The organism is Natronoarchaeum philippinense (assembly GCF_900215575.1).
Classification (GTDB): Archaea; Halobacteriota; Halobacteria; order Halobacteriales; family Natronoarchaeaceae; genus Natronoarchaeum; species Natronoarchaeum philippinense.
This window is the reverse complement of the sequence record NZ_OBEJ01000001.1, coordinates 618354-645117: the sequence shown is the minus strand read 5'-3', so window position 1 is coordinate 645117 and position 26764 is coordinate 618354. Positions and strand designations below refer to the sequence as shown.

Sequence of the window (26764 nt, the reverse complement as noted above, 5' to 3'; positions counted from 1 at the left end):
TTCGGGATGGGGAAAAGCGACGCGTTCGCCCGGCACGGGGACAAGCGGTGCGTTCTCCGACGACCGGACGCGCGAGGACGCCACCGTTCGGCCCCCCGACCGCCAGCGGTAAGTACCTCGGAGGGGGGTGAAGAGATATGAACGGACGGGCGAGAGCCCCTGCGGCGGGAACCGTACTGAACGCGCTGGCGACCGGAACGGGGTCGGCGTTTGCGATCGACGCCTACACGAGCGCCGAGGTGACGCTGTCGACCGACGCCGCCGGGGTCGACGGCGAGATCGACGACGCGCCGGACGCGGACACGCGTCTGATCGAGCGCTGCGTGGAACTCGCAACAGAGCGCTACGGCGACGGGCAGGGCGGCAGCGTGCGCACCGAGAGCGAGGTGCCGATGGCCTCGGGGCTCAAAAGCTCCAGCGCGGCGGCGAACGCGACCGTGCTGGCGACGCTGGACGCGCTGGGCGTCGCCGACGAGGTCGACCGCGAGACTGCCTGTCTGCTCGGCGTCGAGGCCGCCCGCGACGTTGGCGTCACGGTGACTGGCGCGTTCGACGACGCCTCGGCGTCGATGCTCGGCGGCGTCACCGTCACCGACAACACCGACGACGAACTGCTGGCCCGCGACACCGTAGACTGGGACGTGCTCGTCTACACGCCGCCCGAGCAGGCCTTCAGCGCCGACGCCGATGTCGAGCGCTGCGAGCGGATCGCGCCGATCGCCGACCTCGTCGCCGAGTTGGCGCTCGACGGCCGCTACGGGCTCGCCATGACGGTCAACGGCTTCGCCTTCAGCGCCGCCCTCGACTTCCCGACAGCACCGGCCGTCGAGGCGCTGCCCGAGGTCGCGGGCGTCTCGCTCTCGGGCACCGGTCCGAGCGTCGTCGCGGTGGGCGACCGAAAAGCACTCGAAGGAGTACAGGAGAGATGGGACAACAGGCGTGGGACCACATGGCTAACGACGACACAATCCACGGGCGCGCAGACGAGATGAGCTTAGAGGAACTCCGCGAGGAGATCCGGGACATCGATCAGGGAATCGTCGAGTTGATCGCGCGACGAACCTACGTCGCCGACACGATCGCGCAGGTCAAAGAGGAGCAGGGCCTGCCGACGACCGACGAGTCACAGGAGGCGGCAGTGATGGAGCGGGCCGGCGAGAACGCCGACCAGTTCGACGTGGATCGCAACCTCGTCAAGGCGATTTTCCGACTGTTGATCGAGTTGAACAAGGCCGAGCAGCGGGAGAGTCGGTAGCAAGAAACCCGGGTTTCGCGTGTCTATTGCTGTTTCTCAATAGCCTCAGCGTTCGGACGGCGAAACACCTACAGTAACACAGACGTAATACAGACGTATGTCCGAAGCGGCCACAAACAACGGCGACGACGAAATCGTCACGGTGAACTTCAAAGTCACACGGTCGTTTCTTGACGAAATTGAAGACACGTGGCAGGGGCGGGGTTTCAACAGTCGAAGCGAATTTATTCGGTACACCCTACGCGATGCTATCGAACATCCCACGTTCGACCGCGACGAACTCGTCGCACTCCTCCAAGCCGAAGAGGACGTTCACGAACAACGAACGATGAGTGCCCAAGAAGCACGCGAACGGTTCGGCACTGACGGGACGGATGAGTGACGGCGAGTGGACGTGGGAACTCGCACCGAAAGCGCAGGACGACCTCACCTCGCTTAATTCGAACGAACAGCAGCGCATCATCGACAAACTCGACGAAATCATCGATTCTCCGTGGCGTGACCCACCAGACTATGGTGAACCCCTCCAGAATAGCTCACGACGTAAGGTGCGTATCGGCGAATTCCGTCTTGCGGTCACTTTCCGCCGTGACGAGCACCGAATGGTCGTCGCTCGAATTAAGCGTCGTGGAGGGGCGTATACAGCCGACGACGACTGAGAAACTGTCTTAGGAGCCGGAAAATAGACGGAATCTGTAACGTCAGTTTGTGACCTGAACAAGGCCGAGCAGCGAGAGTCGCGGTAGCACACATCATAGATTGTCTCTCGGCGGAGGAATGACGGTACATCTCCCTGCACCGGGAATCAGAACCTCAATCCACCCCGAGACTCAGTTTCAGTGCTTCGTCCACCTCGGTCATAGTCGGTTCGCTTAGACTCCCGACGACCGAGTGGATCCGGGCTTCGATAGAGACGACGCGAATCTGGTCGAGGCGAATCGAGGAGTCCTTCTCGAACGGTGACCCATCCTCTTCGACCAGCACCTCGAACGGGTAGCCTCGATGTGTCCCTGTCGCCGGTGCAACGATAGTCGTACTGGAGTTTCGATTTCCAATATCGTTCTGTACGACCACTGCAGGTCGAGTCTTGTTCATCTCATGACCTTCGGCAGGGTCGAGACGAACGACTACGACATCGCCACGTCGAACCTCGGTATCACCGCTCATTCATCGAGTCCGTTCCACGCCTCATCAGAGGCGTCCTTCCACTCCTCAGCCAGATGGTCGGCGCTCTCGGAAGCCTCGCGGTACGCGGCTGCTAATTCGTCCTCGTCAGGTCGGTCAGATTCGACTTCGACGACGGCAACAGTCACGCGCTTGTTCGCGTACTCCGTCCCGAGGTAGATGCGACCTCGGTCGTCGGTCTCGTTGGTTCGCAGGTCGCGAGCATCCACTTTCGTCATGCTACTCATTACGACCACCTTCTGGATAAGCCTTACCCACTATTACCCACAGAGAGTGTATTTCCGTGAACGGGCCACGGATTTCCCGAAACCACGCGTGGCCGGTATCACCGTGGGAGGCAATGGAATTGAAGATCTCCCACGGCTTCTGCCGTGGGCCTCTTCCATTCATCTGCTTGCCACCCTCCCACCGGAATTCTCGCCACGGAGTCGAACAGCGACAAAGTAGACGGGTTCTGTGACATCACTTTGAGACCTGAACAAGGCCGAGCAGCGCGCATCCCGCTGAACGTACGGAACACACCGCTTCCGTCACGCACTCAGCGAGCGGCGACGGTTAGACGGCGTGTTGGGGAATCTCCGCCCACCTGTCGATCAGGTACCCCAGCGCGAAGCCGTAGGCTACGTGATAGAGCAGCGAGACGACGAGAAAGACGCCGACTGCCAGCGCGTCCGCCGCGGGCAGGAACACCATGACGAAGGCGATCCAGTAGATGAGGGCGTAGGTCACGCCTCGGGCGTAGCGGGGCTCTTCTGGCGGGAGGTACGCACCGACGACGAGAAATTGGATCGGCAGAAACAGCGTGCCGCCAATAATGAACATGGCGGCGCCGACTGCTAGGCTCGGCTCCAGTCCCAGAAACGACCCGAACGACGCGAACCGGACGATCGGATCGGTACTGAACAGATCGAGTAGGGCAGGAATCCCAACGAGCACGGGTAGCATCGACACCATCGAAACGAACCCGGCCAGCATCGCCGTGCCGATCAGGCGAACCGTAATCGGCTCTCGCGCGCTCGCCGACCGGTCATCGGCGGCGTACGTACCGGCGTCTGTCTGTTCTGGCGTCATACTGTGTAACACATTTGCACTGTATAACGATAAACGAAGAGGGTCCGCCGCCACGCCAACGTCTTTAGTCGTGTCGCCCGTCGATACCGGTGTGATCCCCTCAGGCTACCTCGATCAGGTCGAGCCGGGCGTGCTGATCGTCGTCGGCTTCGTGCTGTTTATCATTCCAGAGCCGGCGACTTCGGCGCTCGGGGCCGGGATACTGTTGCTCGGCGCCAGTTGGTGGATGTACCAGTGGGGCCGGTAGCAGCGCTGTCAGCTTACTCGCCGGGTGACGGCGTCCCGCCGACCGTTCCGTCGGAGGACTGCTCGGCGTCGAACAGCCGATCGGGTGCCGGCGTTCGGTCGGCCAGCGATCGCTGGAGCCGCTCGGCGACATCCTCACGTAGTTCGGCCGCGCGCGTTCTGTCGATGTCGACCGCGCGGGCGTCCTGTCCGGTGAGGCTGCGCGAGCCGGCCGTGTCGATGGTCACTGTCGCAAGCTGCCGACGGCGCTGGAAGATCGTCTGGCTGTCGAGCACCGTCTGGACCCGGTAGTAGGGAACGACGGTCGTCGTCCGATTCCAGAAGCCAGCCCGGGTCACGACGTGGTCCTCTTCGAGTGCGTAGCCGAGGTTCCGCCACTTCAGATGCGCCGCGACGGGAATCGCGGGGACGGCCAGCAAGAGCGCGTACCAGTACAGCGTCGTCGCCGTCGCCCGATCTGCCAAGAACGCTACTCCGACTAGCACGGCGAGAACGATGCTGTACCGCGCGACGTAGCGCAGCCGGGCGCGCTTTGGCGGGCGCTCGAACGACGGGTCGCCGAACGGCTCGACCGACTGGGCCAGTTGGAGCACTCGGTCGCGCTTGGCGATCGGTACCGCCGACTGCGAGCCGCCGGCCTGTCCGGGTGAGGAGCCCGCCGTCTCGATCGACAGCGACGCGTAGCCGACGAGCCGCTGGAGGACGTTTTCGGTCATCGAGACCGTCTGGACTTTGCCCAGCGGGATCGTCCCGCTGTAGCGCTGGAGCAGGCCGCGCTCGTATCTGAGTTCGTCGCCCGTCTGAACGAGCTCGAACCCGTAGTAGTTCGCCACCGAGATGGCGCCACTTGCCAGCGCAGTCACCGCGTAGAGCCCGATCGCGGACAGCGGTGCGACGACGAACAGCGGCCCGGCGGCCAGCTCTTGGGCGGCCGCCGACCCGAACACCGGGAGCAACAGCGTCGCCAGCGGGAGCAGGCGCAGATCGACCGATACGAGGCCGAGCACAACTAACTCGCGGTCGGAGATCGCAAACAGTCGAGTTCGCTTCGGTCGTTCGACAGACCGCCCTTCGGCGTCCTCACGCGACGCCGACGACCGGCCGTCTTCGCGGGCGGCCCGTCGCTTTCGGCGGCCGAGTTCGTCCTGCAACCGATTGGCCTCCTCGACGCCGACGTAGCGGAGTTCGGCTTCCGCTGAGCTTCCGCCGGCAGTCTCGACGGTGACCTCCGCGAGGCCGAGCACGCGCTCGACCACGTTCCGACTGATCGAGACGTTCTGGACGCGCCGGTAGGGAATCTCCCGGTCGCGTCGCGAGAGGACGCCGGAGTGCAGATCGAACGTCGTCTCGGTCAAGTCGTACTCGAAGCGCCGGTAGTACAGCACCTCCCAGACGACGACGGCGACGAGGATCGCCCCGACAAGGCCCAGCAGTCCCGCGGCCTGCAGCCCGTCGCCCGACAGGAGCGTCCCCGAGAACGCGAAGACGACGAAAAAGCCCACGAACTGCCAGACGCGCTGGGCCGCCCGATAGGGGATCGACAGCGGGTGCAGCGTCGTCATACGGCGTCGTCGCCCTCCGCGAGGATCGCCAACTGCTTCAGGCGCTCTTGGAGGTCGTCGGCCCGCTCGGGCGTCAGTCCGGGGATCGTCACGTCGGCGCCGCGCGTCCCCGCGGTGTAGACGACCGACGACGCGAGCCCGACCGCGCGCTCGACGGGGCCGCGACTGGCGTCGACGTGCTGGATGCGAACGTATGGAACCACGGTCCGCACGCGTGTCAGGACGCCGCGCTCGAGATACAGCGCGTCTTCCCGTACTTCGTACGTCCAGATCCGGTAGCGCAAGATCGCGTGGAGGACCGTCAGGACGCTGACGACGAGAAACGCGACCCCGCCGACCCAGATGCCAAGATCGAATCCGGCGACGCCGATCGCGCCGACGATGACGCCGAGAATCGCCGCCGAGAGGAGGCTCTGTAGTATCCAGACGATCCGGACGTTGGGGTGGAGCGACCGGGGTTCGATCGTCAGATCGGCGGCCGTGACATCGTCCGGAATCTGCCCGTCGGGTGCGGTCGAGCGCGCGCTCGATGCCGTCGCCGACGCGGCGTCGGCGTCCTGCGCAGCTGCCGATTCGGCGTCTTGCGCGGATGCCGGTTCGTCGGTCCCGTCCGTCGACGACTCGGCCACGCTCTCGTCGGACGGCGGCGTCCCGTCGTCCGAAGCGCTCCCAGAGGGCTCGTTTCCGCTCATGTCGGGTCGTGAGAGTGCCGCGCGTAAATATCCCGGCGTCGGCGCGATGCGCTCGGATAGCTCACCGATCAGGTGCTCGAAAAGCCGCCGTCGGCGGTCAGCGCGTGCCCGGTGACGAACGACGCCGCGTCGCTGGCGAGGAAGGCGACGCAGTCGGCGATTTCCTCTGACTCACCGAGCCGCCTGAGCGGGTACTGCTGAATCATCTCTTCGCGGGCTGCCTCGGGGTCCTCGCGCCCCGCAAAAAAGGCCTCGGTCAGTTGTGTGTCGACGAATCCGGGACAGACGGCATTGGCGCGCACGCCGGCTGGCCCAGCCTCCGCGGCGACGGCCCGCGTGAAGTTGATCACGGCCGCCTTCGTCAGGGCGTACACCGACTGGTAGGGAAAGCCGACCATTCCGCCGACAGATGCCATGTTGATGATCGAACCGGATCCCTGCTCCTTCATCACCGGCAAGGCGGCGTGACAGCCGTTCCACGTCCCGTTTATGTTCACGTCGACGACGTAGTCTCGCACCGACGCGTCGGTGTCCTCGACCGACGACGGCGGGTGGCCGATGCCGGCGTTGTTGACCAGCACGTCCAGCCCGTGCTCGTCGGCAACCTCGTCGACGACGGCGTGGAACCGATCAGCGTCGGTCACGTCCAGCTCGTAACTCGTCGCCTCGCCGTTCTCGCGAGACGAAGTCGAGTGAGAGTTCGATGAGCTTTGCTCATCGGCGTCGGCGTCGCGGATCGACGCCGCGGTCGCCGCGGCGGCTTCGGCGTCGACATCAGTCGAAACGACGGTCGCGCCGGCCTCGGCACAGCGCAGCGCGGTCGCCTCGCCGATACCCGTTCCCGATCCCGTGATCAGCACAGTCTTGTCATCGAGTCGCATACTGCTGTGTTACGCCGGAGCACAATAAACTTTGAACCCGTGGTACGGTAATCGATCCAGCCGAATCGTCCTCCCAATCGCTACAGGTTTATCACCGAACGCGCGGCGACGACACCACGTGCGCTGAGACGCCGACGCGACGCGGTACTGGGCGGTTGTGCGGCACCCGCGTCGTGACACGGTTGCACGGCTCGCCGTCGTGACGCCGCAGCCGCCTGTTCGCCACAATTCGAGGACCCCGTCAGCCACAGCCGCAGGATGCCGCGGCGACGGTCAGAGCACCGTCCCGTGTTTCTTGTCGGGGAGTTCCTTCTCCACGTCCTCGTAGAACGCAAAGCGGGCCGCCAGTTCGGCCCGCAACTCACTCGGCGGAACGATCTCGTCGATCACGACCTCGCTGGCCATCCGGTGCACGTCGATGTCCTCGCGGTACTCCTCCCGGAGTTCGGCTTCCCGCTTCGCGCGTTCGTCTTCGTCGTCGATCTCTGCCAGCTTGTTGGCGTAGACGGCGTTGATCGCCGCTTCGGGGCCCATAATCCCGATCTCGCCGGACGGGAGTCCGATCACGCTCTCTGGGTCGTAGGCCGGCCCGCCCATCGCGTAGATGCCGGCGCCGTAGGCTTTGCGCACGACGACGGTCTGTTGGGGAACCGTCGCCGAGGAGGTGGCGTAGATGAACCGCTTGCCCTGTTCGAGAATCCCCTCTTTCTCGACCTGCGAGCCGGCCATAAAGCCCGGCGTGTCACAGAGATACAGCAGCGGGACGTTGTACGCGTCGGCGGTCCAGATGAACTGTGCGGCCTTCTCGGCGGCGTCGGGGAAGATCGCCCCGGCGCGCTCGGCGGGCTGGTTGGCGACGATGCCGACCGGCCGGCCGTCGATCCGGGCGAACCCGGTGACGATCTCGGCGCCGTAGCCCGGCCGCAACTCGAAAAAGGAGTCGCCGTCGACGACACGTTCGATCACGCGCTCGATATCGTACCCCTCGTTTGGCTGCTCGGGGACGACGGCGTCGAGCCCCTCTGGCGGCTTTGCTGGAGCGACGGTCTCCGACTTCAGCGGCTTCTCGTCGGCGTTGTTGGGCAGATACGACAGCAACTGAGCGACCAACTCGCGGGCGTGCTCTTCGTCCTCCGCGACCAAATCTGCGCTGCCAGACTCCTCGGTGTGGACTCGCGGGCCGCCCAGATCGTCGAGGTCGATCTGCTCGCCGGTGACCATCTCGACCATCCGTGGGCTGGCGATCGCCATCGCGCTCATCCCCTCGATCATCACGGTGAAATCGGCGAACACCGGCGTGTACGCCGCACCAGCGATGCAGGGCCCGTACAACACGCAGATCTGGGGGACTCGCCCCGAGAGCATCGAGTGGTTGTAGTAGTACTTGCCGATCCCCTCGCGGTTGGCGAAAAAGCCCGTCTGCTGGTCGATCCGGCCGCCCGAAGAGTCCATCAGGTAGAGAACCGGCTTGCCCGACTTCAGCGCCCGCTGTTGCATCCGGAGAAACTTCTCGACGCCGCGCTCGGCCATCGACCCCGCCTTGACGGTGAAGTCGTTGGCCATGAAGTGCACCGATCGCCCTTCGAAGTCGGCGGCCCCGGTCAGCAGGCCGTCTGCGGGAAGCCGCGTGTCGGGATCGTACTCCCCGACATCCGGACTGTCGGCGTGCCACGCGTCGAAGTTGGCGAACTTGCCGTCCTCGAACTGGACGCCATCATCGCCAAACCACAGGCCAAGCCTGTCCCGAACGAATAGTTTCCCCTGCTCGTCGAGCCGCTCGCGGTACTTCTCTGGCCCGCCGGCTTCGATGTCCTCGATCTCGCGGCGCAGTCTGCGCTCGCGCTCCGTGGGCTCGGCGTCGTCCGCCGCCGGTTCGGCGCCGACTGTCGACTCGGACGGCTCGTCGGATTCGCGCGTCGCTGTCGCCGTCGATTCGTCGCCGACGTACACCTCGACGGACTCTGCGACGTGTTCCGAAAGCGCCGTGGCGATGGCCGCGGCCTCCTCGTCGGTCGCGTCCGCCCCGATGCGAACTTTCACGTCAGCGTGTGCACGGGGTGGTGTTAAAGTTGTTTTGCCGGTGGTTCGACCGTGTCACTCCGGCTTCCATCCGAGTTCGATCTGGATCGTTTCGTGGTCTCCCCGCAGCAGCGACGAGCGCTCGACCACGTCGATCTGATAGTTGATCGAATCCGGTGGGGACAGATAGACCGACTTGTTGCCGACTTGTACGGCCGGATCGCTCGATTCGAAGGTCTCGGCGAGCTCTCGGAGTTGATCGGCGATCTGATCCCGCGTCATCGTGTCGGTGTAGGACGTTCGATCCGCCATACGCGACACAGTCAGTCGGTCACGGATAGTTATACAGGCGCTAGCTGGTCTGTTAGAAACTGGTCGGGACAGCCTCCGAACTGCAGGCCGTCCTCGACTGCACGTTGCCGAGACGTCCTCTCTCCAAAGTACTCCCAATCCCCCGATTGGGTCGGCGTGGCGACACGCCGATCGGTCCAATAACCTGATCGGACTTGGTAATACAGCGCCTACTGACGCGTAGTGGCTGTTTTCGACAGCGGCTGACCGACCGCATTTATTACTTTTGGCCGTTGATATTTCTTTCCATGTCTCCAGTGTAGGTTGTTTTATATGTGTGGGCGAAGATGCTCCGACCGATGAGTCCCCCTGCAATCGAAACCAACAATCTGACGCGGCAGTTCGACGACGTACTCGCCGTGGACAGCCTCGATCTCACCGTCCGCTCGGGTGAGATCTACGGCTTTCTGGGCCCGAACGGCGCCGGGAAGTCGACGACGATCAACATGCTCCTCGACTACATCCGGCCGACCGGCGGGAGCGCTACGGTGCTGGGCCACGACGCTCAGTCCGAGATCAAGGAAATCCACCAGCGCGTCGGTGTGCTGCCGGACGATGTCGGACTGTACGATCGACTGACCGCGCGAAAGCACGTCGAGTTTGTGATCGACGTGAAAGATGCCAACTCCGATCCCGACGAGTTGTTAGAGCGCGTCGGACTCGCCGACGCCGCCGACCGCAAGGCCGGCGGCTTCTCGAAGGGGATGGGCCAGCGACTCCGCCTTGCGATGGCGCTGGTGAACGATCCCGAACTGCTGATCCTCGACGAGCCTACCTCCGGGCTCGATCCAAACGGCGCGCGCGAACTCCGGGAGATCGTCCGCCAAGAGAACGAGCGCGGGACGACCGTGTTCTTCTCCAGTCACATCCTCGGACAGGTCGAAGCGGTCTGTGACCGCGTCGGCATCATGAACAACGGCCAGATGGTCGTCGAAGACTCGATCGAAGGGCTTCGCGATCAGGTCGGCTCGGACACGCAACTGACGGTTCAAGTCGGCGACCAACCCGACGGCGTCGAGGCCGCACTCGGTAGTCTCGATGCCGTCGAGAGCGTTACAGTCGAGGGATCGACGATTCGCGTCGGTCTCTCTGATCGCAGCTCGAAGACCTCGGTCCTCTCGACGATCGAAGACGCCGGCCTCACGGTCGACGACTTCACCACCGAGCAGGCCAGCCTCGACGACCTGTTCGCCAGCTACACGTCGTCCGGTGCTGACACTGGCCCCGAACCCGCGGAGGTGGACGCATGAGTTCTGTCGGACGCTCGATCGCGCACGACAACCTCACGCTCACAACGGGGTGGTCCGCATGAGCGGAGCAAACGCGTGGATCGACGTTGCCAAAAAGGACTTCGCGGACGCCGCGCGCTCGAAGATGCTGTGGGCGCTGTCGGCGCTGATGATCCTGTTCGTCGGGATCGCCTCCTACGCGCCGAAGGCGCTCGGCGGCGATACGAGCATTGAGGCGGCGCTGAACTTCATGAGCACGCCGATGCTAGTGCTGGTTCCGATTCTCGCCATGATCGTCGGCTACATGTCGATCGTCGGCGAGCGCGACACGGGCAGCATCCGAATGCTGCTTTCGCTCCCGATCGTCAGAGGCGAAGTCGTCGTCGGGAAGTTCTTGGGTCGACTCGGCGTCCTCTCGGTGCCGACACTGCTCGGCTTCGGCGTCGGCGCCGTGGTGATGTTCGCGCTGTACGGCGAACTCCCTGCGGGTTCGTTCGTCGAGTTCCTCGTGCTGACGCTGCTGGTCGCTGTGCTGTACATCGCCCTCGCAGTCAGTATCTCGGCGAGCGTCGACTCTCGCGGGAAGGCGATGGGCCTCGCTGCGGGCACGATCATCGTCCTCGAATACCTGTGGTCGGCGGTTCCGCTCGGTGTCTACTACCTCCTGAACGGCAACCTCAGAATAAGTGGCGGCCCGCCTGAGTGGTTCATGTTCCTTTCGACGGTGACGCCGAAAGCGGCGCTCCAGAAGTTCCTGTTCATGTTCTTCGACTTTGGCTTCGCCGACCAGCTCAGTTCGCTGCAGGCTGGTAGCGACGCGCCGATCTACCTGCAAAACTGGTTTAGCGGCATCATCGTCCTGCTGTGGATCGCCGTCCCACTGGCGATCGGCTATCTCCGATTCCAGCGCGCGACGATCAGCTAAAGTTCGTCGGGCAACCGACGGAGCAGTTCTTTATTGCCGACGTACAGCGGCGTCCGCTGGTGGAGTTCCTCAGCAGAGACGTCGAGGATCGACCGGTCGCCATCAGTCGCGGCGCCGCCGGCCGCGCGAAGGATGTAGGCCATCGGGTTCGCCTCGAACTGCAGACGGAGTTTCCCCTCCTCGCGGGATTCCAGCGTCGGGTAGGCGAACACGCCGCCGTAGCGCAGTACTTGGTTCACATCGCCGACGAGCGCGCCGCCGTAGCGGAGCTTTAGCTCCGAGCGGATCTCTTGGGCGTAGCGCTCGAACGCCGACACCCACTCGTCGTCGCCGCCGCCGAAGCCGAACACCGTCGGATCGTCGGGGAGATCGACCGGGCGAAGCGGCCGGCGCTCACCGTCGACGACCTCGTACTCCACTGCGGCGTCGCCCCGGGCCTGTACCATCGTCGTCGTCGGGCCGTAGACGACGTAGCCAGCCCCGATCAGATTTCGTCCCGACGCGGGAAGTTCGCCGTCGTAGACGCCGACGATGGTGCCCACGAGGTTGTTCGACTTGAGGTTCGAGGACCCGTCGAGCGGATCGACCGTCAGACTCACGCCCTCACCGCAGTCGACCGGGTCGTCCCGTTCCTCGCTGGCGTAGGTGCCGACGCCGTCGAGTCGGCCGAGTCGGTCGACGAGCAGGCGATCGAACTGCTGGTCGGCTTCCAGTTGTCGGTCGCCGCTCGGATTCTCGTCGTCGGTTTCCCCGCGGCGGCCGCGGATCGAGCGCCGAAGCTCCGGCGTCGCGTCGGCGACGGTTTCGAACACGTCGTCGACGATGCGGTCGATGTCGTCATCAGTGGGGGCGAGTTGCTCGCTCACGATTCGACCTCCGAAAGTGCGGCCTCTGCGCTCTCTTCCTCGAAGATGACTCGTTCGAGCGCGTCGAGGATGCGCCCGGGGTTCTCGCGCTGCCAGACGTTGCGTCCGACGGCCAGCCCCGCGCCGCCGGCGTCGATCACGGATTCGACGCTCTCCAGGAACTGGTAGTCGTCGACCTTCGACCCGCCGCTCATCACGACCTTGGTGTCGCCGGCGGCGTCGACGGCCCACTCCATCGCCTCGCGGCTGCCGGGGTACTTGACTTTCGCCACGTCTGCCCCCAACTCCAGCCCGATGCGCGCTGCGTAGGCGATCACTTCGTCTTTGGTGTCATTTTTAAGTCCCTGTCCCCGCGCGTACGACCACATCACGACCGGCAGGTCGTGGTCGCGGGCGTTCTCTTGGGCGTCGCGGAACTCCTCGAACATTCGCGGCTCGTGGTTCGATCCGGGGTAGACCGTGTACCCGATGGCGTCGGCGCCCAGTTCCGCAGCGTACTCGACCGACCAGTTTTGGGGCGAGTACGGCTCGCCCATCCAGAGGTTGCTCGTACCGTTGAGCTTCGCCAGCAGCGCCACGTCGTCCTCGTAGGAGGGGTAGTACGCTTCGGCGACGCCTTTCTGCACCGCCATCGCCGTCACGGCGTCGTGGGTGGCGGCCTCAAAGACGGTTTCGGGTTCGAGCGTGTCCGGGACGGCCTCAAAGTCCGTTGGCCCGTGCTCTAGCCCGTGGTCCATCGCAAGGATCAGTACCTTCCCGTCGCGCGCCAGTGCCGAGTCGGTCAGCGGGAGCATCTGTTTCGAAATCCGGTAATCTACCATAAATACGTAACGGTCAAAAGTAGATATTCTGTTACTGTCTCAAGGCTCTTTAAATTGTATTAGAAAGGTTCTGAGGTGACTATAGCAGAAAATACTGCATTACTACTACTATAGTTAATCCCCTCCTCGATAAGGCTACTCGTCGAGGTGCGCCGCGGCGGCGTCGACCCACTCTCGGACGGTCTCGGTCGGCAGGTCGAGCACGTTCCCGACGTGTTCCGGATCGGCGGTCGCGAGGCGTCGCACGCTCGTCACGCTGGCGTCGACAAGCGTCGCTGCAACGTCGTCGTCGAGGGAAGGAACGTCGGTGACGGGATCGGCTCGCGACTTGCGGCGCCACGCCGACTCTCTGGCTTCGGTGGAACCGCTGCCGTCGGTCTCTGCGGTGTCACCGACCTCCTCTGGCGACCAGTCACCGCTCGTGAGCGCATCGGCGTCTGAATCATCAGCCTCGGTTGTGGGTTGGTTGCCGGCGGTCGGCGTCCAATCGCCCGCGGTCAACACCGGGCGGTCGTCCTCTTGGTCCGCCATCGCGTCGCTGTCGGTCGTTCCTGTCTCGTCGTTCCGCTGCCAATCATCGTCCGTTCTCGCGTCGCCGACCTGACCGTCGGCCGCTGTGTCGCCAGCGCGTTGCCAGTCGTCGTCCGTACGTGCGTTCTCGTCCGTGTCGTCGGACGCCGCGGCGTCCTCGCGCCAGTCGCTGCTGGCGGCGACCCACTCGCGCTCGTCGTCCTCGAGGCCGCGAACGTTCTTCGATCGACGGTCGAGATGGTGATCCTCGCTGTCGTACGTCCACGGCAGCGAGTGCCAGCGGCGGATCTTCGTCGCCACGCCGGCGTTGATGCCCGCCTCGACGAGCGTCTGGTAGGAGATCCGTTTCTTCCGGATGTCTTCGGGCGACACCGACTCGTCGGTCAGCGTCGACGCCGTCGCTGGGCCGACGTATCGCAGATCAAGTAACTCCTCGTCCGTCCCTTCGTTCCCTGTCACTGCCTCTCACTGGGTTATCGTACGATATCTCCCAGGGTTCTTGAAACTTTCCTCCAGTGGTCGGTTGTCGCCCCCCGACGCTTGCTTGCGACGCCACCGAACGGGAACGAACGTTTATCGCGATCGCGTCACACGGTCACGTATGGTTCGGACACTCGATTCCGTCTCGCGCGTCGGCGTCGTCGGCGCCGGCACGATGGGCAGCGGCATCGCGCAGGTGGCGGCAACGGCGGGCTACGACGTCGTAATGCGAGATGTCGAACAGGCCTACATCGACGACGGGTTCGACACGATCGACGACAGCCTCGACCGGCTCGTCGCCCGCGACGCGCTGAACGAGAGCGATGCCGAACGCGCTCGCGAGCGCATCGTGGGGACGACCGACCTCGCGGACCTAGCCGGCTGTGACCTGATCGTCGAAGCGGTCGTCGAGAACATGGATATCAAACAAGACGTGTTCGCCGAGTTGGATACGCTGGTCGACGCCGATGTCGTGCTCGGAACCAACACGAGCACGCTCTCGATCACCCGCATTGCGGCCGCAACCGGGACACCCGGCCGCGTCGTCGGCCTGCACTTCATGAACCCGGTGCCGGTGATGGACGGCGTCGAGGTCGTGGTGGGTGAGCAGACGGGCACCGGCGCCGTCGATCTGGCCCACAACTTCGCGGCCGAACTGGACAAGGAGACGTGGGAGGCCGACGACAAACCCGGCTTCGTCACCAACCGCATCCTGATGCCGTGGCTCAACGAGGGGATCCGTGCGTTCGACGAGGGCGTCGCCACGAAGGAGGACATCGACCGGGGGATGCGCCTCGGGACGAACGTCCCGATGGGGCCGCTCGAACTGGCCGACCACGTCGGGCTCGATGTCGTGCTCCACGCCTCGGAGACGCTCGCCGAGGAGCTTGGTGACCGGTACAGGCCCGCCTACCTGCTTCGCCGGAAGGTCGACGCGGGCCACCTCGGCAAGAAGAGCGGGCAGGGGTTCTACGAGTATGACTGACGGGGCGCGCCTGCCGGGATTGACCGACGGCAGTACATAAAAACACCCCTCATTCTCAGGGTCGTAGAATCGCGTTCAGGCTTATCGCCGCACTGGACTCATCCGGTACCTAGAAGGAGTGTCCATATGGTCCACGCGCTCACAATACTGCTTTCGACGATACTCGAGGCGATGCCGACCGCTCCGCTCCTGTCGGCGGAGTTCGCGAGTCGGGTCCAGTTCGGCTGGACGATCAGCGTCCACATCCTGTTCGCTTCGCTGTCGATCGGGCTGGCTCCCTTCATCATATACTTCACGTGGAAGGATGTCAGGACTGGCGATCCACAGTACGCCCGTCTCCGCGAGTTCTGGGTGAAACTCTTCGGCATCGGCTTCGTCATGGGGACGGTCACCGGGATCCCGATGAGTTTCCAGTTCGGGACGAACTTCCCCGTGTTCGCCGAGGCGGCGGGCGAGATGATCGGCGGGCCGCTCGCGTTCGAGGCCAAGATGGCCTTTTTCCTCGAAGCAGTCTTCCTCGGCGTCTTGCTGTTCGGCCGTGAGCGCGTTTCCGATCGGACCTTCGTGCTGTCGTCGGTTCTGACCGGCGTCGGCGCGTGGCTCTCGGGCTTCTGGATTCTCGTCGTCAACGCTTGGATGCAGACGCCACAGGGCTTCGAACTCGTCGAGCGCAACGGAATGCAGATCGCCCAGTTGACCGATCCGGTCGCCGCCTTCCTGACGCCCCGGCTTCCGTGGATGTACGTCCACATGATCAACGCCTCGGTGATCTCCGTCACGCTGCTGGTCGCCGGCGTCTCGGCGTACTTCGTCTGGCGAAAGCGAAACTCCGAGGCGTGGAACACGGCGTTGCGCGCCGCCGTCGTCCTCCTGTTGCTCACCGCGCCGCTGCAAGCGATCCACGGCGACGCCTACGGACGCCACGTCGCCGACACCCAAGAACAGAAGTTCGCAGCGATGGAGGCCCACTACGACACGGGACAGGCGGATCTGCACCTCATCGCCATCCCCAAGAGCGTCGACTCGCTGACCGATCCGCGGACCGACAACCTCTGGACAATCAGCCTCCCGGCGATGGGATCGTTCCTCGCGAGCGGCGGCGACTTCTCCGAGGAGGTGGTCGGCTTACACGAGTACGACGACAACCCTCCCGTCGCACTGGTGTTCTGGTCGTTCCGATTCATGGTCGGGCTCGGGTTCCTGTTTATCGGGCTCGCGCTCTGGGGCGGCAATCTCCTGCGCAAGGGGCGGTTGTCCGAGAGCGACCGCTACTTGCGGGCGATGATACTGGCGACGCCGTTGGGTTTCGCAGCGCTCCTGACTGGATGGTACGTCACCGAGATCGGGAGGCAGCCATGGGTGATACAGGGCGTCCTCAAGACGAACGACGCTGTCTCGACGACGCTCACGGCGGGCGAAGCGACCGGGACGCTCGTGGCGTTCGTGGCGCTCTATATCGTCTTGCTCACCGCCTTCGGCTTCGCGTTCAAGTGGCTGATCGAAGGTGAGCTAGTTCGGATGGGCGTGCGCGAGGAATCGGACACGACTCGGCCACAGCTTCCGCTGGTGAGCTCCGATGAGTAGCCCGCTACTGCTCTCGGCCGAGCAGTACCTCGTCCCGTCGCTCCCGACGATCTGGTTCGGCGTCGTCATGTTCACGCTCGCGATGTACGTCGCCCTCGACGGGTTCGACTTCGGGATCGGGATGCTGTATGCCACCCGTGACGAGCACGACCGCGAGACGCTGCTCGCGGCCTTCGGTCCGGTCTGGGACGCCAACGAGGTGTGGCTGGTCGCCTTCGGGACCACGCTGCTCGCGGCGTTCCCGCCGATCTACTCGCGACTGCTCAGCGAGCATTACCTGCTCGCCATCGCCATCGTGATGGGGCTCGTGTTCCGCGGCGTCTCGCCCGAACTCCGGGAACAACGCGAGGACGAGCACTGGCAACAAATCTGCGATCGACTGTTCGTCTTCGGGAGCACCATCACGCCGCTGCTGCTGGGGATGCTCGTCGGGAGTTGGATCTTCGGGATACCCGCGTTCAGCGTCCCGGGTCTCCTCACCGGGATCGGGCTGGTCGCGCTCTCGCTGGCCAGCGGTGCGGCCTTCGTCGCCGCGAAGACGCGAGGTTCGCTCGCTGCCGACATGGTCCGGTACGGGACGGCGTCGACGCTCGCGTACCTCGGCGGCGTCGTCGCTCTCCTCGCCGTCGTCTTCTGGACGGACCCCTCCGGCGTGCGGAGCCTCCTGCTGACGCCGTCGGCGGTCGCGGTCGTGCTCGGGAGCGTCGCGCTGGGCGTCGGCGGCATCGCCCTCGCTCGGCTGGGCCGCCATCGGCTCTGGTTCGCCAGCACGCTGGGGCTCTCGGCCTTGCTGGTCGCTCTCGTCGCCCGGTTGCTGTATCCGACGATCTACCCGGCCAGCAGGCTCACGGTCGAGGCCGCCGTGGTGTCGCCGCTCGCACTCAACCTCGTCACCGTGCTCGGCCTGCCGGTGTTGTTGCTCGTGCTGTGGTACTTCAAGTTCCTCTACGGCGTCTTCGCGGGACCGATCGACGGATCGGAGGCTGAGGGCGGCTACTAGACCGCCCGATCCTGCCCGTGGCCAGCGGTTATCCCCGTCCAGCCCCGATGGGAGAGCATGAGCGACGTGCAGTCGTCCGAAGACGGGTTCGTCGCGTTCTTTCGTCGCTACACGAAGACGTGGGTCCACGCGGTCGCAACCGCGGGATTGACCGCGTTCGGACTGTTGACGTTCGTCAATCGCTGGTTCGTCGCGCTCGCGCTGGCGTCGTATCTCGTCCCGCCCGTGGTCCTGTATCTCGTCCACGGCGGCGACGCGGCCGACATCGTCGAGGGACAGCGCGATGCGGGCCAAACGACCGACGAGAGCGAGCCGGAGCGCCGCGTCGATCAGATCGAGGCGGGATCAGGGTCGGACGAAGCGGGATCGCGGCCGGTCGAACCGGCCGAGAATGACACTGACCGTGCCGACGAGGACGCCCAACCGATCCACGACGGCGACCAGCGAGCCGGCGAAGACGCCCAGCCGAACCGCGGCGATGCCGAGCCAGATCGTCAGTGGAAACGAACGAACGGCCCGACGGATCTCGATCTTCGGGACGCCGCACTCACCGACGGCGGGGCCTGTGCCGTCGGCGACGGCGGCGTCGTCCTCGCCGAGCGAGGCGGCGAGTGGACCGTCGCGCTGGCGGAGGGTCCCGCGGCGCAGGGCGAGGACCTCGTCGGCGTCGACGCCACCGCCGATGGCGCCGCGGTCTGGGTCGCGGGCGACAGCGGCGCGCTCGGGCGACTCGACGCCGACGACTGGCAGCACGTCGATTATACGGCGCCCGACGGCATCACGGACAACTGGTCTGGCGTCGCCGTCGGCGGGCCCGCGGGCGAGGAGACGATCCTGCTGATCAACGGCTCCGGCGAGGTGCTCTGTGGCGAGTTCGGCGACGACGGCCCGTCGTGGGCGTCGCCGGTGACGCCGGGGAGCGGGTCGAGTCTGAGCGGCGTCGAACTGGTCGATACCACGCTGGCGTACTGCTGTGACACGAACGACGGCGTCTTCGAGACGACCGACGCCGGGCAGTCGTTTGCCGCCGTCGGACTCGACGGTGCGGACGGGACACCGACGGATATAGCGGCGACCGACCGAGACGACTGCGTCGTCGCGGACGACGACGGCGTCGTCCACCGCTATAACGGCCGGGCGTGGACGCCGGATCGGCTCTTCGACGACGAGCTGACCGGGATCGCTCGGGACGGGGAGGACGCCGTGGCCTGCGGCGAGGATGGCGTGTTCGAGCGATCGACGCAGGACGCCGACTGGGAACGCCACACGTTCGAGGACGACGCGTTCCAGGGCGTCGACGTTCGGGGCGAGCGCGCGGTCGTCGTCGGGGAGGACGGCGTCGTCGTTAGCCGGTAGTTCGGAGAATTGATCGCCACTCCGGCAGCGCGGTACTTGTCACCTTCTCCCCCGAGCTTTTCACTCTGTGGGTCCCATCGACGGTATGGTCCTCAAACGCCTCCTCGGCTCGAAGAAGAGTCGCGCGTTCACCGCCCTGTCGGCGCTCGCGCAGGCGGGCCGCGAGTTCAGTCGCGGCGACACCAAACTCGGCGCAGTGTTCGTCGGGCTGGCCGCGCTGGCGTACCGTTCGACCGCGGCCAGCGTGGCCGCGCAGGGACTGATCTGGTGGTATCGACGCCGCGGCGGCGCCGCGGAACACAGCGTCTGACCGCGGCTCAGTCGCCGCCGTTTTCGCCGGCGAGAGCTTCGTCGCGGAGCTTCCTTTCTCGATCCGAGTCGACGCGTAGCTCCGGCACCGACACCGTGTTCCAGTCGTCGTCGACGGCTACGTACACCAGAAACGAGTCGGCTGTCGGCTGTGTCTCGCCGGTCGTCAGGTTCTCTCGATAGGTCTTGACTCTGACACGGACGCTGGACGTGCCCGCCGCGTAGACGTACGCCTCGATCAGCGCCGTGTCGCCGACCCTGACCGGGCTCTCGAAGTCGACGCGGTTCATCCGCGCCGTGACGCAGGTCTCCCCGGCAAACCGCATCGCGGACATCGCTCCGACCTCGTCCATCCACTTCATCACGTTCCCCCCGTGGGCGGTGTCGAGCATGTTGGCGTGGTTCGGCTGGACGATGGTTCGGTTTTCGAGGAGCGTCTCTCTCAGCCTCGTCATGGCGCCCCGTTCGACGCGGGGCGGAAAGACTGCACCGACTCGCCGTCGACGGGACCGTTCTCGACGGATCGATCGGGGCGCGTTTCGACGCCGACCTTCGGCTTCGACAAGCGTAAAACCCCGCCGCGTGTACGACGCCGTAGATGACCGAGCCTGCGGAGCCGGACGGCGCGCCGGCCGATCCCGACACGCCGGGCAGCGTGACCGTGGTCGGCACCGCCCACGTATCCGCCGAGAGCGCGGCGCGGGTCGAAGACGAGATCCGCGAGTCCCGCCCCGATGTCGTCGCGGTCGAACTCGACGAGGGCCGTTATCGCCAGATGAAAGGTGAGGCCGCCGCCGACATCGAGGCGAAGGACCTGCTGGGCGGCAACACCGTCTTTCAGTTTCTGGCCTACTGGATGCTGTCGTACGTCCAGTCGCGGATGGGAGATCGCTTCGACATCGAACCCGGCGCCGACATGAAAGCCGCCACCGAGACGGCCGAGGAACTCGGGCTGGGCGTCGCGCTGGTCGACCGGGACATTCAGGTGACGATGCAGCGCTTCTGGACGCGCCTCACGCTTGGCGAGAAGTTCAAACTCATCGGCGGGCTGGCCGTCGGTATCACCGACCCGCTGACGCTCGGACTCGTCGGCGGCGCCGGCGTCGGGATGGCGCTGGGCGCGCTGTTTGGCCAGTTCCTCGCGCCCGCGCTGGGACTCGGCGGGCTCTTTACGCTCGGCGTCACGAGCACCGCCGCCTTGCAGTTACTCGGCGGGCTGGTCGGCGGCGCCGTCTTCGGCCTCGGCGTCGGCCTGTTCGTCCTGCCGTCGATACGCCCGCCCGGACCGCTCGGCGACGCCATCGACGGGTTCTCGTTTCGACTGCTGCTCGGCGTCCTCGCGGGCGCCGGAGCGGGCGTCGCCCTCGCGTTCGGCAACCCGCTTCCGGCCGGCGTCGTCGGTTCCGGGTCGTTCGTGGCCGTCGGCGAGACGGTGATTCGGCTCCTCTCGGGCGCTGCCCTCGGCGGGCTGGTCGGCATTGCGCTCGGCGCCGTCGCCGGCCTCGTGCTCGGCACCGGCGTCGAGGAGGTCGACGACGAACTCGACGAGGAGTTCGACATCGAGTCGCTGACCGACGGCGACGTGGTCTCGGCGATGATGGAGGAGTTCCGCCGGTTCAGCCCCGGCGGCGCCGAGGCGTTGATCGACGAGCGTGACGCCTTCATCGCCAGCCGACTCGACACGCTGCGCTCGCAGGGCTACGATGTCGTCGCCGTCGTCGGCGCCGGCCATCGTGCCGGAATCGAGCGCTACCTCGATGCGCCCGAGGAGCTTCCCGACATCGAGTCGATCTCCGGAACGGCGTCCGGACGCCGCTTCTCGATCGGCAAAGTCGTCGGCTACCTGTTCACGCTCGGCTTTGCCGCGTTCTTCTTCCTCCTGCTGATGGCCGGCGTACAGGACACGTTCCTGTTGCAGCTCTTTGGCGCGTGGTTCCTGATCAACGGCGTCTTCGCGTTCGGGATGGCTCGTCTCGCCGGCGCGCGCTGGCTGAGCGCGGGCGTCGGCGGCGCCGTCGCGTGGCTCACGAGCATCAATCCGATGCTCGCGCCGGGCTGGTTCGCCGGCTACGTCGAACTGCGCCAGCGACCGGTCAACGTCAGCGACATCCAGCGGCTCAACGAGATTCTCGACGACACCGAGAGCCCGCTGCCCGACCTGCTCCAGCGGATGTTCGACGTGCCGCTGTTCCGGCTGATCATGGTCGTCGCCATGACCAACATCGGCAGCATCATCGCCAGTTTCCTGTTTGCGACCGTCGTCGTCCCGGCGATGGCACCCGAGATCGGCGGCATCAGCGGCATCACGTCGGAACTGCTCTCGGGCGCGCGCAACAGCGCCGAACTGATCGTCGAGGCGGTGCGCTGAGATGGCTGGCATCAGTCCGGCCGGCCGCCGCCGCGGCTCGCTGTCCTTTAGCCAACGAGAACTGCGCGATCTGGCTGTCGCGTGGATCGTCCTCTCGGGCGCGTTCGCCGTCTTCCTGACGGGACCGGCCGCCTTCTTCGCACCCGGCTTCGTCGATGTCGTCGTGCTCTGTGTCCTGACAGTCGGCGTCGGCTTCATGCTACACGAACTCGCGCACAAGGTCGTCGCCGTGCGGTTCGGCCAGCAGGCGGCGTTCCGGGCCGATTACAGCATGCTATTTTTAGCGCTGATGGGCGCGTTCGTCGGGTTCATCTTCGCCGCGCCGGGTGCTGTCTACCACCGCGGCCGGATCACGCCCAGAGAGAACGGCCTGATCGCGCTGGCCGGCCCGGTGACCAATCTGGTGCTGGCGGCGATTTTCCTGCCGCTTGCGTTCGCACCGGTGGACTTTCTGGCCAGCGCCGGCGCATTCGGCGTGTTCATCAACGTCTTTCTGGCGGCGTTCAACATGATTCCCTTCGGCCCGCTCGACGGGAAGACCGTGCTCGACTGGAGCAAAGCCGTCTTCGCCGCCGTGTTCGTTCCGTCGGTCGTCGCCGCCTACCTTGCGATCACGCGACTGGGCTGGCTGCCGGTCTGAACGCGGCGACGCCGACGGCCGGTGGACTCAGTAGTTTTTGAAAAGCAGCGCGCGCACGTCGTCTTTCGTGTTGGCGGTCTCGGTCGAGCCGTCGGGGAGATCGACCTCGTAGCGCGCGTCGCCCGACCCCTCGCGCCACTTGTCGTCGTGGGTGTCGAGCAGTTGCATCATCGCGTTCAGCCGGTCGCCGCCGCCCGGCGTCGGCGCCGGGGCTTCCTTTGGCTCGTCCTCGGCATCTTCGGTGACGGCTTCGTCGTCACTTTCGGCCTCGTCGTCGGCCACCTCAGTATCGACATCCGCGTCGCTGGCCTCATCGTCGTCGGCAGTTTCCTCGCTATCGGCGTCCTCCTCGTCGGCGTCCCCGGACTCAGTGGCGTCTGCGCTATCGGCCGCCGCTGTGGCGTCCGCGATTGCGTCCTCTCCCTCTCGGGCGTCGATGAGAAACTGGAGCGCGTCTCGTGGGCGCACGTGGCCGTACTCGACGTCCTCGGCGAGGTCAGATCGAAGGCGCTCTAGATACTCGCGTTGGGCGTCCGTGATCTCGATTTCGGGCATGCACGACTGTGCGGATCGGACCTATAAATAAGCTTGCGGGAAAATCGACCGAACGGCGCTCGGCGGTGCGACGGCTTAGAGGTGGTCGTTCTCTTCGAGCTGGTCGAGCACGTCGTCGACGAAGGCGTCGGCCGAGTCGTAGGGGAAGTCCCCGCCGGAGAGCTTGGTGTTGAGCTCCATCGCCGTCATCGAGAAGTCGCCGGACTCGAAGCGGGTTCCCGGACCGTTCGGCAGCGCGGGGACGAGGTCCATCGGGCTGGAGATCGGGTAGTCAGCACCTTCGAAGGCGTCGATCATCTGTTCTCGGAGTTCGGCTTTGTCTGCCATGTGGGAACACTCGTGTGGCGATAAATATTAAACTTTCGTGTAGTTGGCCGCGGCGCCGAACCACGCACGCGCGAGACCGACCTTTTTACCCCCGCCGGAACAACGACCTGTCATGACTCGACAGCAGGGGTTCTTGCTCGCCTGTATCGCCGCCTCTGCGATCGTCGCGTTCGTCGTCGTCCTGCCGTTCGTCGAGTTCGTGCTCGGGGCGGCGGTGCTCGCGTACCTGCTCTCGCCGCTTCATCGGCGCCTCACGCCGCGCGTCGGCGGCCGTACGTCCGCGGTCCTGTTGATTCTGTCGTCGGTTCTCGTCGTGGTAGTGCCGCTGGCGTACGTCGGCATCCGTCTCGTCCGCGATATGCGTTCGCTGGCGCGGGGTAATATCGACCTCCAGATCGCCGCGATCGAGGCGTCGCTCGCCGAGCAGTTCGGCCTCGACGTGGCGCTGGAACCGCACCTCCGATCGGCGGGGCAGGACGGCATCGACCTGCTGACGGGGAGCGTCGGTGACGTGTTCGCCACGGCGATGCACACGGGGATGGGATTTGGCCTGTTGTTTTTCCTCGTCTACTACGCGCTCCGGGACGGTCCCGATCTCGTCGAGTGGACGATGGAGCACTCGCCGCTTGCGGAGCCGGTCTCCGAGGAGTTGTACGACCAGATCGAACAGACGACGTGGGGCGTCGTGATCGGCCACATCCTCGTCGCGGTCTTTCAGGGACTCGTCGGCGGCGTCGGCCTGTGGGTTGCCGGCATCCCGAAGGTCGCGTTCTGGACGTTCGTGATGATCATTCTCGGCCTCCTACCGCTGATCGGCGCGTTCGCAGTTTGGGGCGCGGCGTCGGCGTACCTGCTTGCGATCGGGGCCACCGCAGACGGCCTGTTGCTCGCGGCATACGGCCTACTCGTGGTGAGTTCGGTCGACAACTTCGTCCGTCCGATCGTGATCGACCGGCGCGCGAACCTCAATCCCGGGCTGATCTTGCTCGGCGTGTTCGGCGGCGTCTACGTGCTCGGCTTCGTCGGCCTGTTCGTCGGCCCGGTCGTGCTCGGCGTCTTCACCGCGACCGTCAGGACCTACGTCGAGGAGTACGACCGACTGATCGAGAAACCGGCTGAACAGGCCGGGACGACGCCAGCCGAACAGACTGTGACGGGGCCCTCCGTGGACGACGCCGACGGCGAAGTTAACGAGCCGCCGGCGGCGACTTCGACGCCGACAGAGGGCTCCGGCGACGACGCCGACGGCCTGTCTGATGTGTCCGATTCGGCCGGGTGATGGCGGGGTCGGCGGCCCCGATCAGGCGTCCGGCGCCAGATCTTCAGCCCACTCTAGGGCCTCGTCGATGCCGTGGACCGGCGGCGAACAGGTAAAGGAGCGACAGGCGTACAGCGTCGGCTCGCCGTCGACGTGCTCGCGGTCGGCCCAGATCGGCGGCGCCTCGTCGAGATCCAACTCGTCGAGCCACTCGTCGAGTTCGTCGTCGGTCGCCGGACGCGGCGCCAGCAGTCGATCGGGAAGGTACGTCTCGGCGAGGCGGTCGTGCCACGACGCCGGCAACCCGTCGCCGGCGGCAGTCAGTTCGAGCGAACCGGTGTGGAGTCGGTCGGCACACAGCACCAGCGACGTGTACTCCATCGGGCTGGAAGTCGTGCGTTGGCCGTGGGTTCCGAGCACCGTCTCGGCGATCTCGGCGAACCGGTCGTGGCCGACGAAGTGATCCAGCGAGAGCAACACCTCGACGGCGACGCCGAGACTCGACGGCGTCGACTGGTCGCGCAGTTCCTGTGGTCGGGTGACGAGTTCCTCGCCGCTCGCCGGCGTGTAGTAGATCGTCCCAGCCTCGGCGTCCCAGAACTCCCGTTCGATCTGGCGGGCCAGATCGAGCGCGAACGCGAGATGGTCGACTTCGCCGGTCGTCTGGTAGAGGGCGAACGCGCCCCGGGCGAGGAACGCGTAGTCCTCGAGGTAGCCGTCGATCCGAACGTCTCCGTCTTTGTATCGCCGCGATAGCTGCCCGGCGTCGGCGTCCCAGAGCTGTTCGCGGACGAACGCCAGCGCGTCCTCGGCCAGTTCCGTCCACCGGTCGTCGAGCACCAGCCCGCCCTCCGCGAGTGCGGCGATCATCAGCCCGTTCCAGCCGGCGAGGATCTTCTCGTCGCGGCGCGGCCGGACGCGCTCCTCGCGGGCGTCGGCGAGCTGTTGGCGGGCACGCTCCAGCCGATCGCGCACTTCGTCTTCGGCGATGTCGTGCTCGTCGGCGATCATCTCGACGCTTCTGGCGAGCGTGAGCACGTTCGATCCCTCGAAGTTGCCCGAGTCGGTGACGCCAAAGCGGTCGATCGCCAACTCGGCCAGTTCGTCGTCGACTGCTTCGCGCACGTCCTCCGGCGTCCAGACGTAGAACGTCCCTTCCTCGCCCTCGCTTTGGGCGTCGAGCGTGCTGTAGAAGCCACCGTGCTCTCGGTCGTCGACGCCGTCAGAGTGGGTCAGTTCGCGCTCGACGAACTCGAACGTGTCCTCGGCGACGCGGGCGTATCGGTCTTCGCCGGTGGCCTGATAGCCCGCCAGATACGCTCGCGGGAGTTCGGCGTTGTCGTACAGCATCTTCTCGAAGTGGGGCACGATCCACTCGCGGTCGGTCGCGTAGCGATGGAACCCGCCGCCGACGTGGTCGTACATCCCCCGGTCGGCCATCGCGTCGAGCGTCTCGACGGCGACCTCGCGGTAGGCGTCGTCGCCCGTCCGGTCGTAGGCGCGCAGGAGGAGGTCGACGCGGGCGGGATGGGGAAACTTCGGCCCGTCGGAGCCAAAGCCACCGTGGTCGCGGTCGGCCGCCCTGACGGCCGTGCTGGCCGCGTCGGTCAGGGCGCTTTCCTCGGGGCGGTCGCCGGGCTGGTCCGGCGTCTCCTCCAGTTGGCCCTTGGCGGCACGAGTCCACTGTTCGGCGCGATTCTCCATCTCCTCGCGGTCCTCGCCCCACGAGTTTGCGATGTTGTCCAGCAGGTTCGTGAAGCCGGGCGCGCCGCGCTTTGGCTCCTTAGGGAAGTAGGTGCCAATGTAGAACGGCTTCCCGTCGGGCGTCAGCCACGCCGAAAGCGGCCAGCCGCCGCGGCCGCTGACGAGTTGGCAGACCGTCTGATACACCGAGTCGAGATCCGGGCGCTCCTCGCGGTCGACCTTGATCGGGACGAAGTTCTCGTTGAGCTGCTCGGCGACGGCCTCGTCCTCGAAGCTCTCCTCTTCCATGACGTGACACCAGTGACACGCCGAGTAGCCGACCGACAGGAAGATCGGCACGTCGCGCTCGCGGGCGGCCTCCAAGGCCTGCTCGTCCCACGGCTGCCAGTTGACGGGGTTGTCGGCGTGCTGGCGGAGATACGGGCTCTCCTCCTCGTCGAGCCGGTTGCGTTCGGTGGGGGTGTCGCTCATGGGTCGACGTAGGACTGTCGGCGGTAAAAGGTCGTCCTCATCGGAAGTTCCACGCCGTCGACGGCGCCCCCACAGCGGCGTCTCGACGCCGCG

30 protein-coding genes are annotated in these 26764 nt (G+C 65.6%); 15 read left to right on the top strand and 15 right to left on the bottom strand.

All coding sequences use genetic code 11. The annotated features are described in order from the left end of the window. The first annotated feature begins 137 nt into the window (after nt 1-137). From CRO01_RS03305 to CRO01_RS03290, 4 genes are all read left to right on the top strand, one after another. The gene (locus CRO01_RS03305; RefSeq protein WP_097007679.1) at nt 138-992 is read left to right on the top strand and encodes a shikimate kinase; all 855 of its coding nucleotides are present in this window, start codon (nt 138-140) and stop codon (nt 990-992) included. Beyond that, nucleotides 950-1255, top strand: coding sequence for a chorismate mutase (locus CRO01_RS03300; RefSeq protein WP_097007678.1), 306 nt, complete (start codon nt 950-952; stop codon nt 1253-1255). The genes CRO01_RS03305 and CRO01_RS03300 overlap by 43 nt, the downstream gene beginning before the upstream one ends. Before the next feature lie 97 nt (nt 1256-1352). After that, nucleotides 1353-1637, top strand: coding sequence for a ribbon-helix-helix domain-containing protein (locus CRO01_RS03295; RefSeq protein WP_097007677.1), 285 nt, complete (start codon nt 1353-1355; stop codon nt 1635-1637). Continuing rightward, nucleotides 1630-1914, top strand: a complete 285-nt coding sequence (locus tag CRO01_RS03290; protein ID WP_097007676.1) for a type II toxin-antitoxin system RelE family toxin — start codon at nt 1630-1632, stop codon at nt 1912-1914. The genes CRO01_RS03295 and CRO01_RS03290 overlap by 8 nt, the downstream gene beginning before the upstream one ends. Before the next feature lie 154 nt (nt 1915-2068). Here CRO01_RS03290 and CRO01_RS03285 read toward each other — a convergent pair whose 3' ends face one another. The 3 genes from CRO01_RS03285 to CRO01_RS03275 all read right to left on the bottom strand — a co-directional run bounded on the left by CRO01_RS03285 (nt 2069) and on the right by CRO01_RS03275 (nt 3511). Beyond that, complete coding sequence (locus CRO01_RS03285) at nt 2069-2422, bottom strand: type II toxin-antitoxin system PemK/MazF family toxin (RefSeq protein ID WP_097007675.1); 354 nt, start codon at nt 2420-2422, stop codon at nt 2069-2071. After that, nucleotides 2419-2658, bottom strand: a complete 240-nt coding sequence (locus tag CRO01_RS03280) for a hypothetical protein (RefSeq protein ID WP_097007674.1) — start codon at nt 2656-2658, stop codon at nt 2419-2421. The genes CRO01_RS03285 and CRO01_RS03280 overlap by 4 nt, the downstream gene beginning before the upstream one ends. 337 nt (nt 2659-2995) lie before the next feature. Continuing rightward, entirely contained in the window at nt 2996-3511 is a 516-nt protein-coding gene (locus tag CRO01_RS03275) for a DUF6789 family protein (RefSeq protein ID WP_097007673.1), read from the bottom strand. 91 nt (nt 3512-3602) lie between these two features. On the opposite strand from CRO01_RS03275, the gene CRO01_RS16475 reads away from it, so the two are divergent. Then, nucleotides 3603-3758: a hypothetical protein gene (locus CRO01_RS16475; protein ID WP_179747383.1), complete on the top strand. Its 156-nt coding sequence runs from the start codon at nt 3603-3605 to the stop codon at nt 3756-3758. A gap of 13 nt (nt 3759-3771) precedes the next feature. On the opposite strand, the gene CRO01_RS03270 is transcribed toward CRO01_RS16475, so the two are convergent. The 5 genes from CRO01_RS03270 to CRO01_RS03250 form a co-directional block, all read right to left on the bottom strand. Further along, nucleotides 3772-5319, bottom strand: a complete 1548-nt coding sequence (locus CRO01_RS03270; protein ID WP_097007672.1) for a PH domain-containing protein — start codon at nt 5317-5319, stop codon at nt 3772-3774. Further along, complete coding sequence (locus CRO01_RS03265) at nt 5316-5783, bottom strand: PH domain-containing protein (protein ID WP_097008322.1); 468 nt, start codon at nt 5781-5783, stop codon at nt 5316-5318. Before CRO01_RS03265 ends, CRO01_RS03270 begins: the two co-directional genes overlap by 4 nt. Nucleotides 5784-6079: 296 nt before the next feature. Then, nucleotides 6080-6892, bottom strand: coding sequence for an SDR family NAD(P)-dependent oxidoreductase (locus CRO01_RS03260; RefSeq protein ID WP_097007671.1), 813 nt, complete (start codon nt 6890-6892; stop codon nt 6080-6082). A gap of 273 nt (nt 6893-7165) precedes the next feature. After that, nucleotides 7166-8932, bottom strand: a complete 1767-nt coding sequence (locus tag CRO01_RS03255) for an acyl-CoA carboxylase subunit beta (protein ID WP_097007670.1) — start codon at nt 8930-8932, stop codon at nt 7166-7168. Nucleotides 8933-8986: 54 nt separating this feature from the next. Further along, a complete protein-coding gene (locus tag CRO01_RS03250) occupies nt 8987-9223 on the bottom strand; it encodes an amphi-Trp domain-containing protein (RefSeq protein ID WP_097007669.1) in 237 nt (78 codons plus the stop codon). Between the two features lie 338 nt (nt 9224-9561). Here CRO01_RS03250 and CRO01_RS03245 point away from each other — a divergent pair, with 338 nt between their 5' ends. Then, a complete protein-coding gene (locus CRO01_RS03245; protein ID WP_097007668.1) occupies nt 9562-10512 on the top strand; it encodes an ABC transporter ATP-binding protein in 951 nt (316 codons plus the stop codon). A 58-nt stretch (nt 10513-10570) separates the two neighbouring features. Next, on the top strand, nt 10571-11416 hold the full coding sequence (locus tag CRO01_RS03240; RefSeq protein ID WP_143824893.1) for an ABC transporter permease: 846 nt from the start codon (nt 10571-10573) through the stop codon (nt 11414-11416). Here CRO01_RS03240 and CRO01_RS03235 read toward each other — a convergent pair. From CRO01_RS03235 to CRO01_RS16305, 3 genes are all read right to left on the bottom strand, one after another. After that, nucleotides 11413-12282 carry a class 1 fructose-bisphosphatase gene (locus CRO01_RS03235; RefSeq protein ID WP_245838493.1) on the bottom strand — a complete coding sequence of 290 codons (870 nt, stop codon included), beginning with the start codon at nt 12280-12282 and terminating at the stop codon, nt 11413-11415. The genes CRO01_RS03240 and CRO01_RS03235 overlap by 4 nt on opposite strands. After that, complete coding sequence (locus tag CRO01_RS03230; RefSeq protein ID WP_097007666.1) at nt 12279-13076, bottom strand: class I fructose-bisphosphate aldolase; 798 nt, start codon at nt 13074-13076, stop codon at nt 12279-12281. Before CRO01_RS03230 ends, CRO01_RS03235 begins: the two co-directional genes overlap by 4 nt. Before the next feature lie 162 nt (nt 13077-13238). After that, entirely contained in the window at nt 13239-14093 is an 855-nt protein-coding gene (locus CRO01_RS16305; protein ID WP_097007665.1) for a DUF7409 domain-containing protein, read from the bottom strand. 142 nt (nt 14094-14235) lie between these two features. On the opposite strand from CRO01_RS16305, the gene CRO01_RS03220 reads away from it, so the two are divergent. The 5 genes from CRO01_RS03220 (at nt 14236) to CRO01_RS03200 (ending at nt 19349) form a co-directional block, all read left to right on the top strand. Continuing rightward, nucleotides 14236-15099, top strand: coding sequence for a 3-hydroxyacyl-CoA dehydrogenase family protein (locus tag CRO01_RS03220; protein WP_097007664.1), 864 nt, complete (start codon nt 14236-14238; stop codon nt 15097-15099). A 171-nt stretch (nt 15100-15270) separates the two neighbouring features. Next, nucleotides 15271-16683: a cytochrome ubiquinol oxidase subunit I gene (locus CRO01_RS03215; protein WP_097008320.1), complete on the top strand. Its 1413-nt coding sequence runs from the start codon at nt 15271-15273 to the stop codon at nt 16681-16683. Next, nucleotides 16676-17683: a cytochrome d ubiquinol oxidase subunit II gene (locus CRO01_RS03210; protein WP_097007663.1), complete on the top strand. Its 1008-nt coding sequence runs from the start codon at nt 16676-16678 to the stop codon at nt 17681-17683. The genes CRO01_RS03215 and CRO01_RS03210 overlap by 8 nt, the downstream gene beginning before the upstream one ends. Before the next feature lie 57 nt (nt 17684-17740). After that, nucleotides 17741-19039 carry a WD40/YVTN/BNR-like repeat-containing protein gene (locus tag CRO01_RS03205; protein WP_097007662.1) on the top strand — a complete coding sequence of 433 codons (1299 nt, stop codon included), beginning with the start codon at nt 17741-17743 and terminating at the stop codon, nt 19037-19039. Nucleotides 19040-19124: 85 nt separating this feature from the next. Further along, entirely contained in the window at nt 19125-19349 is a 225-nt protein-coding gene (locus CRO01_RS03200) for a hypothetical protein (RefSeq protein ID WP_097007661.1), read from the top strand. Nucleotides 19350-19356: 7 nt separating this feature from the next. Here the strand turns inward: CRO01_RS03200 and CRO01_RS03195 are convergent, their stop codons facing one another. Continuing rightward, on the bottom strand, nt 19357-19803 hold the full coding sequence (locus CRO01_RS03195; protein ID WP_097007660.1) for an acyl-CoA thioesterase: 447 nt from the start codon (nt 19801-19803) through the stop codon (nt 19357-19359). A gap of 143 nt (nt 19804-19946) precedes the next feature. Between CRO01_RS03195 and CRO01_RS03190 the strand changes: the two genes are divergently transcribed. Then, nucleotides 19947-21716, top strand: coding sequence for a TraB/GumN family protein (locus tag CRO01_RS03190; RefSeq protein WP_097007659.1), 1770 nt, complete (start codon nt 19947-19949; stop codon nt 21714-21716). Between the two features lies 1 nt (nt 21717). Beyond that, on the top strand, nt 21718-22356 hold the full coding sequence (locus tag CRO01_RS03185) for a metalloprotease (protein WP_097007658.1): 639 nt from the start codon (nt 21718-21720) through the stop codon (nt 22354-22356). A gap of 27 nt (nt 22357-22383) precedes the next feature. Here the strand turns inward: CRO01_RS03185 and CRO01_RS03180 are convergent, their stop codons facing one another. Then, nucleotides 22384-22911, bottom strand: a complete 528-nt coding sequence (locus tag CRO01_RS03180) for a hypothetical protein (RefSeq protein ID WP_097007657.1) — start codon at nt 22909-22911, stop codon at nt 22384-22386. 75 nt (nt 22912-22986) lie between these two features. After that, the gene (locus CRO01_RS03175; protein ID WP_097007656.1) at nt 22987-23238 is read right to left on the bottom strand and encodes an MTH865 family protein; all 252 of its coding nucleotides are present in this window, start codon (nt 23236-23238) and stop codon (nt 22987-22989) included. A 112-nt stretch (nt 23239-23350) separates the two neighbouring features. Between CRO01_RS03175 and CRO01_RS03170 the strand changes: the two genes are divergently transcribed. After that, a complete protein-coding gene (locus CRO01_RS03170) occupies nt 23351-24517 on the top strand; it encodes an AI-2E family transporter (protein ID WP_097007655.1) in 1167 nt (388 codons plus the stop codon). A 21-nt stretch (nt 24518-24538) separates the two neighbouring features. On the opposite strand, the gene CRO01_RS03165 is transcribed toward CRO01_RS03170, so the two are convergent. After that, nucleotides 24539-26671: a thioredoxin domain-containing protein gene (locus CRO01_RS03165; protein ID WP_097007654.1), complete on the bottom strand. Its 2133-nt coding sequence runs from the start codon at nt 26669-26671 to the stop codon at nt 24539-24541. Between the last annotated feature and the right edge of the window lie 93 nt (nt 26672-26764).

Bases quoted from the DNA above. Each gene is read 5' to 3' on its own strand.
- CRO01_RS03305 (WP_097007679.1), top strand. From the start codon at position 138: ATGAACGGACGGGCGAGAGCCCCTGCGGCGGGAACCGTACTGAACGCG.
- CRO01_RS03300 (WP_097007678.1), top strand. From the start codon at position 950: ATGGCTAACGACGACACAATCCACGGGCGCGCAGACGAGATGAGCTTA.
- CRO01_RS03295 (WP_097007677.1), top strand. From the start codon at position 1,353: ATGTCCGAAGCGGCCACAAACAACGGCGACGACGAAATCGTCACGGTG.
- CRO01_RS03290 (WP_097007676.1), top strand. From the start codon at position 1,630: ATGAGTGACGGCGAGTGGACGTGGGAACTCGCACCGAAAGCGCAGGAC.
- CRO01_RS03285 (WP_097007675.1), bottom strand. From the start codon at position 2,422: ATGAGCGGTGATACCGAGGTTCGACGTGGCGATGTCGTAGTCGTTCGT.
- CRO01_RS03280 (WP_097007674.1), bottom strand. From the start codon at position 2,658: ATGACGAAAGTGGATGCTCGCGACCTGCGAACCAACGAGACCGACGAC.
- CRO01_RS03275 (WP_097007673.1), bottom strand. From the start codon at position 3,511: ATGACGCCAGAACAGACAGACGCCGGTACGTACGCCGCCGATGACCGG.
- CRO01_RS03270 (WP_097007672.1), bottom strand. From the start codon at position 5,319: ATGACGACGCTGCACCCGCTGTCGATCCCCTATCGGGCGGCCCAGCGC.
- CRO01_RS03260 (WP_097007671.1), bottom strand. From the start codon at position 6,892: ATGCGACTCGATGACAAGACTGTGCTGATCACGGGATCGGGAACGGGT.
- CRO01_RS03250 (WP_097007669.1), bottom strand. From the start codon at position 9,223: ATGGCGGATCGAACGTCCTACACCGACACGATGACGCGGGATCAGATC.
- CRO01_RS03245 (WP_097007668.1), top strand. From the start codon at position 9,562: ATGAGTCCCCCTGCAATCGAAACCAACAATCTGACGCGGCAGTTCGAC.
- CRO01_RS03240 (WP_143824893.1), top strand. From the start codon at position 10,571: ATGAGCGGAGCAAACGCGTGGATCGACGTTGCCAAAAAGGACTTCGCG.
- CRO01_RS03230 (WP_097007666.1), bottom strand. From the start codon at position 13,076: ATGCTCCCGCTGACCGACTCGGCACTGGCGCGCGACGGGAAGGTACTG.
- CRO01_RS03220 (WP_097007664.1), top strand. From the start codon at position 14,236: ATGGTTCGGACACTCGATTCCGTCTCGCGCGTCGGCGTCGTCGGCGCC.
- CRO01_RS03215 (WP_097008320.1), top strand. From the start codon at position 15,271: ATGCCGACCGCTCCGCTCCTGTCGGCGGAGTTCGCGAGTCGGGTCCAG.
- CRO01_RS03210 (WP_097007663.1), top strand. From the start codon at position 16,676: ATGAGTAGCCCGCTACTGCTCTCGGCCGAGCAGTACCTCGTCCCGTCG.
- CRO01_RS03205 (WP_097007662.1), top strand. From the start codon at position 17,741: ATGAGCGACGTGCAGTCGTCCGAAGACGGGTTCGTCGCGTTCTTTCGT.
- CRO01_RS03200 (WP_097007661.1), top strand. From the start codon at position 19,125: ATGGTCCTCAAACGCCTCCTCGGCTCGAAGAAGAGTCGCGCGTTCACC.
- CRO01_RS03195 (WP_097007660.1), bottom strand. From the start codon at position 19,803: ATGACGAGGCTGAGAGAGACGCTCCTCGAAAACCGAACCATCGTCCAG.
- CRO01_RS03190 (WP_097007659.1), top strand. From the start codon at position 19,947: ATGACCGAGCCTGCGGAGCCGGACGGCGCGCCGGCCGATCCCGACACG.
- CRO01_RS03185 (WP_097007658.1), top strand. From the start codon at position 21,718: ATGGCTGGCATCAGTCCGGCCGGCCGCCGCCGCGGCTCGCTGTCCTTT.
- CRO01_RS03180 (WP_097007657.1), bottom strand. From the start codon at position 22,911: ATGCCCGAAATCGAGATCACGGACGCCCAACGCGAGTATCTAGAGCGC.
- CRO01_RS03175 (WP_097007656.1), bottom strand. From the start codon at position 23,238: ATGGCAGACAAAGCCGAACTCCGAGAACAGATGATCGACGCCTTCGAA.
- CRO01_RS03170 (WP_097007655.1), top strand. From the start codon at position 23,351: ATGACTCGACAGCAGGGGTTCTTGCTCGCCTGTATCGCCGCCTCTGCG.
- CRO01_RS03165 (WP_097007654.1), bottom strand. From the start codon at position 26,671: ATGAGCGACACCCCCACCGAACGCAACCGGCTCGACGAGGAGGAGAGC.